This is a genomic window from Bacillus sp. JJ1764 (assembly GCF_036962145.1).
Classification (GTDB): Bacteria; Bacillota; Bacilli; order Bacillales; family Cytobacillaceae; genus Neobacillus.
The window spans coordinates 17,347-31,588 of the sequence record NZ_JBALNY010000010.1; the positions used below are offsets into that span (position 1 = coordinate 17,347).

Sequence of the window (14,242 nt, forward strand, 5' to 3'; positions counted from 1 at the left end):
TCGAATTGTAAACGAATTACCAGTTAACAATGTTGGTAGATTATGGACGTTGTTGACATTATTTATTCAGAGTTTAGTAGGCTCCCAGTTCCCTGCTTGGTGAAGTGTAGTGATTGTTCTTGAGAATCAATTTTAGCCTTCTGGTATCTCCTGTCAGAAATGGACCTTTTATAATATCCGCAACGTTACCTTGTGCATTAATGGATCCTTTGTACGTATCAGGAGCCATAATAAAGGTTTCGAGAGCACTGCCTCCTAAACTTTGATAGGTATTGTCCATTACCTTGGCTCGATTTCCATAGGAGACGGCAATAAATCCGTAGCTATCCCCTTTTAATAGATTTCGAGTAACCGTAATATCTTTACCCCGAATTAAAAATCCATAATTGAAGTTTTCTACGTAATTGTTTTCGAAAGTGATATATTCTGCCGTTGAATGGGTCCCAAATCCGCTGTTGCCGCTTGCTAGTGTTCCCTTTTTATACCCATACGACCTGCAATTTCTCACCACTCCAAATCTAGAAGGAGTACTACCGGAGAAGTCGACTCCCCGTCTGACTTTTTCAAAAGTACTGTTTTCTATCAGAGTGCCTGTCCCTCCATAATCCTGTATTCCGTACCCTTTTTTAATATCTTTCGTGGTACCTAATTCTACATGAGAATGGATAACTTTTGTTTTGAAAGTGGTATTTAAGAGAATTCCAATATCTTTTGAATTTTCTACAGAGACATTGGTGAATGTTGCATCAGTCGTATAGTTGATCCTCATCATAATGGTTTGGTACGGCTTGGGATGGGCAAATGTTATATTCTCCATTTTCAGCGATACATTGGGATAAATGGTAGCTGACACATTTTCCCCATACCCAACCTTATAGTTTTCTACGATAGGGGAGTCTAAATAAACCCTTCTCCCAAAAACTCTCGTCACTTGGTGCAGTTCACCCTTCTTCAGATATCCCCTATCGTCCCAGTACCATAACTTGCTGGAGGTTAAGTGAATTAATGAGCCAGGCTTGATCCCTTTTGTGTCTGCCAAAACGACAAAAGGCTGCTGGGAGGTGATGTTTTGGACCACGTTTGTACTCACTATTGGTTTGTTATCAAAAATAAACGCACTAGCCTTTCCTTTTTGGACTATTTTCGCCGGATCACTCTGATCCGTCCTAATTTTAAGTGAATGACTGGCTTGTAGGGGTTTATCAATTATGTAGGTCGCCCCGCTTTTAAGCACAAGTTCTTTTCCGCTATCTAAGGCTTTTTGCATGGCTTCGGTATCAGGCTTCTGGTCAAATCCATTTGCCCCATATTGCTCGGGTGTCTGGATGGGAGATTTCATTTGGGCAGGTGTATTCTTTTGGGATGTTGCTGCTCTTTGGGCAATCGGTTTATCATCAGCTGAGCTGAAAAAATGGAGTTTTAAGGAGATGAGGGAAATGAATGTAATCATACTGATCAAAAGAATCCTCTTTCTCCTCTTTCTCTTACGTTTATGACGGGTTTCTCTTAACATCAACACTCACTCCTTTTCCATTTATTATGATGGGAAATATAAAGGCATGAGTGATATCTCATGCCTTTGTCATTTTATAATTATTTTTTTGATTCTGCAATTGTTAAGGTATTCCTATTTAAATCAAAGATATATTCATATTGTTTTGTTAGAATATAGATCTTCTTTTTATCTTTACTGATTAAGGTGGCTTTATTTGTTATTTCCTCTAGGTTGGTTTCTTCAGGAATAAACTCATTCACCACAATGCGGTCCGATAATTGCTGATGATTGATTCTGTATTTAACCTTATCATAGATTATATACGTATTACCTAGGCCATCCTCTTCTTCGCCTGTTTTATATTTAATCTTGGCTTCAATTCTTGATTTTTCGCTTCCCAGAAAGGCCAGATAATATTGATAGGAGTTCCTAAATGAATTAGGTAAAGCATTTAATGAACCAGCAAGAGTAAAATCTTGTTGCGTTAAAGAGGGAGTCTGAATATGCACGCTTTCCTGCTGAATAAATCCCTTTTTACCTCTACTGGTAATTTCATAGGCGTTTCCTATTTTCCTTTTAATCATTACCTTATTCAAAAAGTTTAATGAGGAGAGCTTACTGTTTAGTTTTGCTGTTTTAAAAACAGGTGCGTGATCTTCTACTATATAACCTGTCTTATTGATGGCTTGTCCTATTGAGCTGGATTTAAGTTCACTCTTACTGAGCATTTTGCTGTTTGCTTTATTGATATCTAACTTGTCTATTCCCTTTACTGGCGTGTTGTTGTTAAACAACACAAGCATAGCACTGAAAAAGAATAGAACCAGCAATACTCCCATTTCCCAATAGACCGATTTTTGACTTTGTCTTTCGTTCCTTTTTCTTCTTCTTCTCGAAGAAGTTGACTCCCCTTCTGCCTGACGCCCCGCCATCTTTTCTTTCTTGTAAGCTGCTTTTTCTGCTTCACTAAGGGCATTGAAATACTTGATAAATTCATTGTATTTGGCTAAGACCTCACTGGTATCTCCGAATTCTACCATTTCTCCGTAATGAATCCACATGGTCTTATCACAAAAGGTACGAATTTGCGAAATGGAATGACTGATAAAGAAGATGGTTTTGCCCTCAGCCTTAAATTCATTCATTTTCGTTATACACTTTTCATAAAAGGTTTGATCGCCAACTGATAATGCTTCATCGACCACCATAATGTCGGGATTGGTATGGGCGGAGATGGCAAAGCCTAGTCTCGACTTCATCCCGCTTGAGTATGATTTAACAGGTTGATTGATAAAATCGCCAATATCCGCAAATTCAATAATTTTAGGAGTCAGCTGTTTAATTTCCTCTTTTCTCATACCGTGCATGAGACATTTTAATTCAATATTTTCCATTCCGGTCAAATTATTATTCAACCCCACAGAAATGGCGATAAGAGAGGTTTCTCCGTTCACCTCTAATTCACCAGATGTCGGAGGAATCACCTGTGCTAGAACATTGGATAAGGTTGATTTCCCCGACCCATTTATTCCAATCACACCAATGGTTTCTCCTTCATTTACAGTAAACGATATATTTTTAAGGGCATAAAAGCCTCTATTGGTCTTTTTCGTACCCAATAATTCGAATATAGTATCAAGTTTCTTCTGTTGCAGTGTATATTTTTTTGATACATTTTTAAATATCACTTTTGGCCGTGCACACATGTAGAAGCCTCCGGTCTAAATATAATCCACAAAATGTTTTCGAAAACGAATATGAATCAATGACCCAATATATAAAAGCAATAACGTTGTAATCCAGAAGTAGCTCATATAGATCCAATCATGAAAGAACCATTGTTTGTTTAAGAAAGTATCTCTAAATCCTTCAATTAAATAAAAAAATGGATTTAATTTTAATAATTTCACATAAGCAGGATTCAATTTATCCATATTCCATAAGATTGGTAGGAGATATAACATCATTCTCATTACAGACTGTAAGAGGATTTGAAAGTCTCTGAAAAGGGTAGCAATGGTTGAAAACAGTAAAGAAATGGCATATAAAAACATAAGCATACAAATAAAATAGTAAGGAAGTTGTAAAACATAAATCCCAGGATTAACCCCATATATAAACAGAATGAAAAATAGAATGATAATCATGACAATAAAGTTTAAGGCATTGCTGATAATGGTGATAAGCGGTAACACACTTACGGGAAATTTCATCTTTGCCACTAAACTTACTTTCGTATAGACACTGTTGGATGCTTTGATGACAGATGGGCTGATAAAAAACCAGGGAATGAGGCCAACTAGCATCCAGATTAAGTATGGTACACCATTTACTGGGTGCCCGTGACGAATTCCAATACCAAAAACAAACCAATAGATCATAATTTGAATAATAGGTGTTAAAAATTGCCAAAGACTTCCGAGGTAGTGCGCTTGATATTTACCTTTTATTTCATAATTTGCCAAGCGGAATATTAAATGCAAATTCGCTATTTGTTCTTTTAGAATCTCAATGACAGCTTTCATTCACTAACTTCCTTTATGAATTTACTTAAAAAGTCTATAATTAATCACAGTTATACATTATATCATAATAAGTATCCCTTAAAAGTGGTTTTTTATTGTCTACATATTTTTCCAGAGGCATTTTGATTTACATGTAATTAATTGTATACTTATTTTATCAACCATTTTACACCCTCTTAGAGAAAGGAACGTTTCGGTGGAACAATATCAAAAAGTAATAGTCCCTTTTGAAGAATTAACAGAAACTATAATCCCTTTAAATGAACCAATTATTCTTTCCGTTGAGAAAAATGAGGTTATGTTTGAGTTTCTTTTGAAACGTAAAGAAGGGAAAGAAAACATGATTATTTTTGGTTCAGGGGCATATGATTCTACTAAATTTACCCCGCCCGTGTTCCAAAGACATTCATGGATGGATCATTTTGAAGAATCGGTGATCTATTTTAATGACCCTACTCTGTATCTAGGGAAAATAAATATCGGCTGGGGTTTTGGAAATGCCGACCGTCATTATTTGAAAGAGATCTCAGAGATACTAAAAATAATCCTAGAACTTTGTCATATACAACATAAAGATGTTTTATTTTACGGCAGTTCTGCAGGTGGATTTATGTCTTTGTTATTAGCTGGGTTTATAAAGGAATCCAAAGCACTGGTCAACAATCCACAAACGATGGTTCACCATTATTATACAGGCCATGTAAACAAATTATTTACTAATGCCATGCCTGAATTTACAAGAGATGACATCATCAAACAATATCCTGCAAGATTAAATTTACTAGAATTTTACAAGACCATCAAATATGTTCCGGAAATATATTATCTGCAAAACCTGGCTTGTGAACATGACATGGAAAAGCATTTGACCCCATTTTTCATGGGTCTTAAAGAATTGAATGAATCCTATGATTATAAACGGATTCAGCTCAACTTGTATTATGATAAAGAAAGGGACCATAATCCTCTGGATATGGATGAAACGGTCTCGTATATTCAACAATTTATCCATTCATAATCGGTCAAACCTTTTATAAAACAAGCCCTTTCTATCGTGGAAAGGGCTTGTTCCTTTTTACCTATTGGACAAATTCTCTTTTGATTTGTTCAAAATCCTTAGCTGCACTTAGTTCTTTAAAGCGGATGACTTCTTCACTTTCAGGAGTAAATTCATCACGATAAAAATCAAAGATTTCTGTCAGAAGCTTGATGGATTCCATTGCTTGTTCGTTTGAAACATACTTCAGCTTTTCTAGGTACCAGCCTTTGAAATAGTAGTCAAATCGATGGTCAATGTATTCCTGCAGCAGCCCGTAGTTTCTTAAAATAGGTACTCGGGATTTTTCAAGCAGATAGTATTTTTCAAAGAATCTTTTTGACACAGAATTCACTGTCGATCCCGCAACGGCTGCATAATAAATATGGATTGGTAAATCAATGGTCTTTGTCTTTTTAGAGTTGAGCAACAGTTCTTGGAAGAATAATGTGTCTTGTCCTGCTGCTCCTTCTACCATTTTCAATCCGTGGTCACCAATGATTTCACGCTTACAGATTAATGCTTGAATACTCATCGCCTTGAACTGACTTCTAACCAGATAGTCTTTGACATCCTTTGTGATCACATCACTGCCGTAATAATAAACGGCTGTTTTATGGTAATCGAATTTAGAAGCTTTTGTATCCCACTTGGTCATATTTCCTACAACCATATCGTAGTTCTTCTTGGTTATTTCCTGGTATAGGTGGTAATATCCATCATTGATCGCTTCATTATCCGGATCGAGATAGGTAATGTATGGAGCCGTTGCTAACTCAAAGCCCTTGTTCCGAGGACGTGATGCACTGCCACTTCCACCATCCTGATAGGAATAAGCTTTCACATTTGGATATTTCCTTTCCAACCTGTTGATAATTGCTGGAGTTAATGAATCAGTTGAACCATCATCGACCAAAATGATCTCCATATCGTCGAATAGACTGCTTCGTTTTAAACTATTAAAACATTTGTTCAACAAGTGCTTACCATTATTGTAACAGGCGACAATAACTGATAACTTATAGGACGTTTGTCTTGCCGGCTTTTCCACTACTTGATTGTTAAACTCAAAGCGGTCGATACTAAAGCCATTGGCAGCCTCTATTGGCCCTTCCATTTCAATCAGGTCTTGTAAAGAGAATGACTTGCTCCAGAATACTGTCCGATATTTATCATTCACTGTATGTACATAGTCAAACTCCGTGCCCTCATGCCAGTTAGTACCATCATAATAGGCAGCCTTGGTAATATAATCTGAGTCCGTATATTTAAAGCCATTGATCATATCTTCTAAATAAAACTCGCCATAGAATTTTTGATCGTCAAAAAAGGCAATAACATCAAACTCATTTTTTTGCTCCTCTGTGAACTCTTCCATAAGAATCAGCTCTTTGTGAGGGTATGTCTGACCATCGAAAAATTCTTTAAGGCGTGGGGTTTGTTCCTTTATCAGAACAGCTACCTTCTTTTCTTTTACTTCCAGATTTATGCCGATATTCTCAAGCATCCCCATGATTTTGTGGTAACTGGTGTGATCGGTCATAACCGTGCGGACGCCCTGTACCTGATGTTCAAATACATCCTCATCTGAAAAGGCGTTGAAGATATCTTTGATTTCGTTTTTATGATCAATTAAAAAGATATTCGGAAATTTATTATTTACACCCAAACTGTAATTGGATAACATGATATTTCCAATTGCCTGAAGCTCATAAATCCGGTTGGCAAACATCGTCTTGCTATCCTGAACCGTATTCAGGTTAATCGCCCAATCAAACAGTTTATGAAGCTTCTGCAAATAATGGTGATCCACCGCTGGTGAGACGTATTTTAAATATTGCTCCGGGAAGAAATAATGGACCAATTTAAAATCGTAATTTCTGTCAATGATTTTTAAATCACGATTGCCTTCAATGACACCATCAAAGAGGATGCGTGTATCGACTTGGCGGTGCGGATATTTCTCATACCATGAACCGGCAAAGAGGACCTCTTTACGCTTAGGGAACTTCTTAATGCCGATCGGGTTATGGTACAGAGGATTAATACCGAAATCAAGAACATGGACCTTTTCATTTTGGCAGTCCCTTTTATAATCGTCGATTTTTTCCTCAGCTGTTGTAAATATATAGTCGCACTGTTTGGCGATTTCAATAAAAATATCATAGTTAACCGGATCTTCTTTAGAATAGAAGACAATTTTTGTCCCTTGAGACCGATAGAAATCGATAATTTTGAATAGGTCCTGGCGATGCTTCCGAATGTTCGGATTTCCCAGGCCTTTCCATTCCATGTTTAAGCCCTTCCAGGCGGTAACAACCAAAAAGACATCCAGTTGATTGGAATATTTCTTATAATTATCCCGGTCTATATAGTGAAAATTAGCAATATCTTTGTAGGAGTTATATAAAAATTCATCTGCAATAATGCCGATATTCACCTTAAGCTTTTCATAGTATCGGCTGCCATTACTCTCTGGGATCTCATCTAAGAGCGGTTTAACTTCCTTGAAAAAATTAGTATCTGCCAGCTTGTCCCGCAAACGCAGATACTCCTTCTTTTTCTCTATATCTACTTCATTATCGTTTCTAGTCGTAGGCATTTTAACATTTGATTTTGGATTAAGGAGGATTCCTGACCGAAGCGCCTCTTTTTCCATTTCAATTTCCAATTTCAACTTGGCCTTTAATTGTTGCAGTGTTAACAATCTTTGTTGTATGGATTTTTCATCCAATTTACTTACCTCCCCGTATTTTTCTTCTTCTATTCCAATAGGATAAGGTAATTTTCCCTAATTTTGACTCACTTAATGCGCGATATTTTCTTAACAAGTTTTGTTGGGATTGTAACAGTTTTTCTTCCTTTTTGTAGGCATCATAAAGAGTTTCCTGAACCGAGATTTTTTCTTTCTTTGTAAGTTCCAGATGTTTTTCATACTCTTTCAGTTTTTTGTTCTTATCTGTTTCCCGCTGCTGCAATGTTGAAATGAGATCTTCTTTTTCTTGCAATTGAGCCTTCAATGACTTAATTTCTTCTTCCTTCACTTCCGCAGCCTTGTTGTTTATTTCTGCTTCCTTTTCCTTCAGCTTTCTGGTTAATATTGTAATTTTCTTTTCATCTTCAGCCAGTTGCTTTTTAGCAGCCTCTAATTCTTTATTTTTTCCTTTTAGTTGTTCAACTGCCGTTGTTTTCTGTGTTTTTAGATCTGCAGATAATGTTTTAATTTTCTCATCAAAGAGTTTAATTTTTTTATCTCTTGCTGCAATCTTGGTCAATAAGTCTCTCTCAATAGAGTAGAATGATTCTTCCAGCTTAAATACGAGATCACTGTTTACAGTGACACTGCTTTTTTCCTGGCCCTTCTTCTTTAAAATGGCCCCGATCCACTTACCGAAGAACTTTACTTCCTGAACCACACCATTTTCGTACGCGAAGTTCATGAGGTCCATTAAATAATAGGTTTTTTTGTGATCAAAATAGTCATTGATCCCAAATGGCAATGTGATAATCAGAGATCCACTATCATTCAACAATTTAAAGGCTTTGTTGATAAATCTTTCGGGATCAGTAAGGTGTTCAAGTACTTCACCAAGAATAATGGAATCAAACGTCTGGTCTCCAAAATCGACCAGAATGAAATTGGCCGCTTTAAACTCGACAAGTTTCTGTGTAGACTCTTCTTCATTTAAAAGAACTTCATTGGCATAATCAATGGATTCTTGAAGAAGATCCACCCCGATAACCTTTTTCCCTTCTCTCCCCAGGAGGATGGACGTGATTCCCTGGGAACATCCGATATCTAAAACAGTTTCTCCCTTTGCTTTCTCACAAACCCAATGGACACGGCTTCTTACCTTTTCAGAAAAAGCATCGCCCAACTCGCCAAAATAGGCTTGTGTAATTCGGTCTAGTGGTTTCTGCATTCTTATTCCGCCCCTAACAATATTTGGAAATTTATTTCCTCAAAAAATATGTAAGTGCTGTTAAGGATATCATCACCATCTTTAACAACACTTACACACATAGGTTTACTCTTTTTAAACTAAGATGCCTTGTTTTCCAACAGCTGAATAAAGGTTACCAAAGTTGATATATTCCACATCACTTGGTGCGTTTTTCACGATATTTCTAGTATCAAAGATTCGTTTATTATTCATGCCTGCTAATTTAGCAAACTCTAGCTCTTTAAATTCGTTATGATCTGTTAAGATTAAGATTAAGTCTGAGTTGTTTACAGCTGCTTCGAAATCTTCTACAACAAAGTCATTTTCTACGTGCGGATCAAAAGCTCTAACTTCATAGGTTCCTTGAGTTTTCAGCTCTTCATAGATTTCCATTGCTGGACTCTCACGAATATCATCCACATTTCCTTTGTAAGTCAATCCAAATACTGTTACAACTTTACCATTTGTATTTTTCATTAAACTGTTTACGTTTTCTACTACATATTCCGGCATTGAAGTATTGACTGTACGAGACAAGTTAATGATTTGGGCTTGTTCAGGTGCTTTTGCCACAATAAAATACGGGTCAACAGCCAAGCAGTGTCCACCTACTCCTGGTCCTGGATAGTGAAGGTTGACACGCGGATGTTTATTAGCCATTTCGATTACTTCTAAAGCGTCGATTTCGAGGTGATTACACACTTTCGCTAATTCATTTGCTAAAGCAATGTTCACATCACGGAATGTATTTTCCATTAGCTTGGACATTTCTGCTGTTTTCGCATTTGTTTTAATAATTTCACCTTTAACAAATGTGCTATACACCATAGCGCCAGCTTCTGTACATTCAGGTGTAATACCGCCAACAATACGATTGTTGTAGATTAACTCATGAAGGATTTGGCCAGGTAAAACACGCTCTGGGCAGTGAACAAGGAAAACATCCTTACCAATCACGAAGCCTGCTTCTTCCACTAGTGGTTTCACATAATCATCCATACTTCTAGGAGCAATCGTTGATTCTACGATCAAAACGTTCCCTTTTTCTAAATAAGGAATAACTTTATTAACAGCACTTAACACATATGATAAATCACAAGATTTGTATTCATCGTCATTATTTGGAGTTGGAACAGCAACAATAAAAGCATCAGCTTTTTCTGGTGTAAGTGTTGCACGGAATGTTCCCTTTGCAATGACCTCTTCTAATGCTTCTTGTAAACCAGGCTCTTCAATATGAATTTTACCTGAATTCAACATTTCAATGACTCTTGGGCTGATATCTACACCCACTACTTCAACATCGTGCTTCGCAAACATAATAGAAGTTGGTAATCCGATATATCCTAAACCTACTGTACAAAGTTTCATAGTATATTTCCTCCTGGAGTTTTAATAGCTTATCAAACATCGATCTATATAAAAAATGGTAGATTTGAGATTTCCATTTCCCTTACAAAGTCAATCAATTACAGGCTTTATTGTACATTGAAGTCGGTTGGTTTTTCAACACTATAACCAAAATGGAATAAAATAGCATTTACAATCCTCTTAGAAGCTTGTCCATCGCCATATGGGTTGGAAGCTTTCGCCATTTGATCGTGAGCTGCTTGATCAGATAGCAGTTCATCAGCAAGATTGTAAATTACTTCTTCTTCTGTACCCGCTAATTTAAGAGTACCAGCCTTTACACCTTCCGGACGCTCTGTCGTGTCTCTCAATACCAGAACGGGAACTCCTAAGGATGGCGCTTCCTCCTGAACACCTCCTGAATCGGTCAAGATTAGATAGGCTTTTGAGGCAAAGTTATGAAAATCAATGACATCTAAAGGCTCTATCAAGTGTACACGGTTGTTATCGCCAAGGATTCGATTGGCGATTTCCCTAACGACAGGATTCATGTGAACCGGATACACGACTTGTATATCCTCGTGCTTGTCAACAAGTCTGCTGATGGCACGGAACATATTCTCCATCGGTTTGCCGGTATTTTCACGGCGGTGTGCCGTCATTAACACAAGTCTGTCTTCACCAAGTTGCTCTAAAATCGGATGAGTATAGCTATTTTTAACAGTGGTCTTTAAAGCATCAATCGCTGTGTTTCCTGTTATATAAATATCCTTTTCCTTTTTATTCTCAATGGTTAGATTTTGCTTAGATTGTTCTGTCGGAGCAAAATGCAGATCGGCCAATACGCCAGTTAACTGGCGGTTCATTTCTTCTGGATACGGTGAGTATTTATTACCCGTTCTGAGTCCAGCCTCCACATGTCCAATTGGAATTTGATTATAAAATGCCGCCAAGCTGGCCACGAACGTTGTAGTGGTATCACCATGAACCAACACAATATCTGGTTTCACATCTTGCATGACTTTATTTAATCCCTCTAAACTGCGGGTAGTGACATCGATTAAAGTTTGACGGTCTTTCATGATATTTAAATCAAAATTAGGCGTGATTTCGAAAATATTCAATACTTGATCCAGCATTTGACGATGCTGTGCCGTTACAGTAACAATAGATTCGATTTTATCATTATATTTTTCAAGCTCCTTCACAAGTGGAGCCATTTTAATTGCTTCTGGCCTAGTACCAAAGACCGTCATAACTTTTAATTTGTTTTCCATGGTAGCCTCCAATTTTTACTATTGTTATTAAATATAAGCCTCTTGTATCGACTCGCTATTGTAATAGACTTCCAGTAAATTCTTTTGCTCGTTTTCCCAATTATATTTGCCGCTGGCTCTAAGCGAGTTACGCTTCATTTCACTATGCTCTTCAGGATGGTCTAGAAGCCAATTGACACCATTGGCAATCGATACAGGGTCGTGTGAATCAACCTTAACTCCTGTTTGATCCCCCTCAACCACTTTTTGTATCTCAGGAAAACTGCAGGCTACAACAGGAAGGCCCGCCATCATATATTCAAATAATTTATTTGAGGATGCTGAATAATGATTAAAACAAACATTATTGAGAACTTGAAAACCTAAATAAGCATTTCTTGTATATTTCGGTAGTTCGGCAAGCGGCACTTTTGGAAGAAACTTCACCTTGTCTTCCAACTGCATCTCTTGAACCATTGCTTGCAGTTCTTTTTTTATTTTTCCATCGCCAATCAACACAAGGATTCCCTCCTTAAACAGTGGAACGGCTTGGACAAGTTTGTCCAATCCTCTGCCAGTTTGGATCCCGCCTTGATAAAGCAGAATTTTTTCATACTTAGGAATGCCTAAGATTTCATGTAAATCCACTTTTTCATCGCTTTGAACCGTTTGTTTAAACGGGTAGTTATGAACGACATGCGGATAAAAACCATATAAATCTTCATTATATTTTGCCCTAGTATGGTTCTCCACAATCATTTCATCGATTCTTTTAATGAGAAAACCCTCCAGCTTGCCGTAAACAGGACTGGCATATCCAGTACGGCTGGTTTGGACCTCATGTGAATCGTAAATCAGCTTCTTCTTTTTGAAACGCCACTTTGAACAAATATAACCTTGTGGCAGTGTATTTAAATCATTTGAATGATAAATATCATAGTCCTTTTGGAGTCCTTTTAAAATCATACCGAGGATCAAGCTGCCTTTTACCCATATCGCTTTCAATTTGGTTTTCAACAAAACGACCAGTAAGACCGTTAGGATGGAAAACACAATCGGGGATACATAAATCAACAAGGACCACAAGAGCATTAAAAGAGCTCCAACCACTTTATTTTGTTTGGAGTACCTAAAGAGTTTTTGAACCATTTCCAAAGGAATCGGGTAGCGTCTTAACCGATGCACTCTGAAACGATCATTTTTTTGTTCAAATCTTGGCAAGTTTGGGTCATTGGGATCATGGATACATAATAAATCCACTTCGTACCCGGCCTCTGATAACGCGGTACATTCACGTAAGACCCGGGCATCATTTGTGAAGTGATTCCAGACGAACATGCAAACCTTCTTTGACATCTTCACAATCATTCCTTTGTTCAATTAAGATTGAATCATCCATATATTCTAATAAACTATAAATATTAGTTTCAAAATTAAACTTTTCATAGGTTAATTCCAGCGCATTTTGAGCCATTTCTTCTCTTAAATGCCTGTCCTCAAGTAATCGTTTTATCTGCGAGAAAATAGCTTGCGGGTCACTGTCATTCATGGCAACTCCCACTTTTTCGCTCTCGATTAATTCTTTTGCATAACCGTCCAATACGCCTATAACGGGTACACCACAAGCCAGATAATCAATAATTTTACCTGGCAAAACCGTTTTAAATACTTCTTTATCTTTTAACGTTACCAATCCCAAATCATGATCAGCAATGACCTTTAGACACTGCTTTTTCGTCATAGGCTTGATGAACTGGACATTTTTATGATTTTTTACCGACTCCAGCACCTGGTTCTTATTTACTCCATATCCGATAATCGTCAACCTTGTATCATAATCCGCTAAAAGAGGTACAAGTTGATTGATTAACTCGGTATTTTGTGCAAGGCCTAAATTTCCGGCATAAACAATTTTCCTGGTATCGGATTCTTTTCTGATGGATTGTGCTATTTCATCATTGGCGACGCCATTTGGAATAAAGAGGATTTTAGATTNNTCTCTGAATGTACTCTTTAAAGCCTAAGCTGTTGATCACAATTTTGTCTGACCGTTTATAAAGCATTTTTTCTAAAACGCCAAAACTCTTTAACACAAGGGGATTCGCAAACACGCCAACTCCCTTTAGAGATTCCGGCCATAAATCACGAATATCCAAAATAAAATTACTTTTGTATCTATATTTAGCAAAAAGCCCAACTAGTCCAGTAAAAATAGGAGGAGATGTAACAATAATATAATCGTATTTATTTTTATCTTTTAGAATGTGCAATATAAACTTAAAAGCTATTTCCAAATAATAAAATAAACGATTAAAAAAACTTGTGGAATACTTTCTGTTTCTAATTCCAATTCGCTGAATACGATCATCTTGATCATTTAATGACTCTTCATCCCAAAATTCTTCTCTCTCATAGATCTTCTTATTTGGGTAAGAAGGCTCAGTTGTCAAAATGCTCGCATCAAATTGATTGTCTCGCAGCTGGATATATAGGTTTTTAATCCGATTTGCGTGACTTCCTATCTCCGGATAAAAATGTTGGGATATAATTAATACCTTTTTCATAGTATTTCCCCTTTTATTGATCCCCTTTATTATATCTCTACTGTGCTTATATAATTTGGCTCTGTTAAACTT

Annotated in this window: 10 protein-coding genes; 1 reads left to right on the top strand and 9 read right to left on the bottom strand. The window is 36.9% G+C overall.

Going from position 1 to position 14,242, the window contains the following annotated elements:
- Positions 1 to 73: 73 nt before the first annotated feature.
- The 3 genes from V7083_RS01625 to V7083_RS01635 form a co-directional block, all read right to left on the bottom strand.
- Positions 74 to 1,513, bottom strand: a complete 1,440-nt coding sequence (locus V7083_RS01625; protein WP_335474668.1) for a right-handed parallel beta-helix repeat-containing protein — start codon at positions 1,511 to 1,513, stop codon at positions 74 to 76.
- An 80-nt stretch (positions 1,514 to 1,593) separates the two neighbouring features.
- On the bottom strand, positions 1,594 to 3,201 hold the full coding sequence (tagH, locus tag V7083_RS01630; RefSeq protein WP_335474670.1) for a teichoic acids export ABC transporter ATP-binding subunit TagH: 1,608 nt from the start codon (positions 3,199 to 3,201) through the stop codon (positions 1,594 to 1,596).
- Between the two features lie 15 nt (positions 3,202 to 3,216).
- Positions 3,217 to 4,020: an ABC transporter permease gene (locus V7083_RS01635; RefSeq protein ID WP_335474671.1), complete on the bottom strand. Its 804-nt coding sequence runs from the start codon at positions 4,018 to 4,020 to the stop codon at positions 3,217 to 3,219.
- A gap of 196 nt (positions 4,021 to 4,216) precedes the next feature.
- Between V7083_RS01635 and V7083_RS01640 the strand changes: the two genes are divergently transcribed.
- Positions 4,217 to 5,038, top strand: a complete 822-nt coding sequence (locus tag V7083_RS01640) for a glycosyl transferase family 2 (RefSeq protein ID WP_335474674.1) — start codon at positions 4,217 to 4,219, stop codon at positions 5,036 to 5,038.
- A gap of 61 nt (positions 5,039 to 5,099) precedes the next feature.
- Here V7083_RS01640 and V7083_RS01645 read toward each other — a convergent pair whose 3' ends face one another.
- The 6 genes from V7083_RS01645 to V7083_RS01670 form a co-directional block, all read right to left on the bottom strand.
- On the bottom strand, positions 5,100 to 7,790 hold the full coding sequence (locus V7083_RS01645) for a glycosyltransferase (RefSeq protein WP_335474676.1): 2,691 nt from the start codon (positions 7,788 to 7,790) through the stop codon (positions 5,100 to 5,102).
- Position 7,791: 1 nt separating this feature from the next.
- Positions 7,792 to 8,979, bottom strand: a complete 1,188-nt coding sequence (locus V7083_RS01650; protein WP_335474678.1) for a class I SAM-dependent methyltransferase — start codon at positions 8,977 to 8,979, stop codon at positions 7,792 to 7,794.
- A 114-nt stretch (positions 8,980 to 9,093) separates the two neighbouring features.
- The gene (locus V7083_RS01655) at positions 9,094 to 10,371 is read right to left on the bottom strand and encodes a nucleotide sugar dehydrogenase (protein ID WP_335474680.1); all 1,278 of its coding nucleotides are present in this window, start codon (positions 10,369 to 10,371) and stop codon (positions 9,094 to 9,096) included.
- A gap of 107 nt (positions 10,372 to 10,478) precedes the next feature.
- Positions 10,479 to 11,627, bottom strand: a complete 1,149-nt coding sequence (gene wecB, locus V7083_RS01660) for a non-hydrolyzing UDP-N-acetylglucosamine 2-epimerase (RefSeq protein ID WP_335474682.1) — start codon at positions 11,625 to 11,627, stop codon at positions 10,479 to 10,481.
- 27 nt (positions 11,628 to 11,654) lie between these two features.
- Positions 11,655 to 12,962, bottom strand: a complete 1,308-nt coding sequence (locus V7083_RS01665) for a glycosyltransferase (protein ID WP_335474684.1) — start codon at positions 12,960 to 12,962, stop codon at positions 11,655 to 11,657.
- Entirely contained in the window at positions 12,916 to 13,593 is a 678-nt protein-coding gene (locus V7083_RS01670; protein ID WP_335474703.1) for a glycosyltransferase, read from the bottom strand. The genes V7083_RS01665 and V7083_RS01670 overlap by 47 nt, the downstream gene beginning before the upstream one ends.
- Between the last annotated feature and the right edge of the window lie 649 nt (positions 13,594 to 14,242).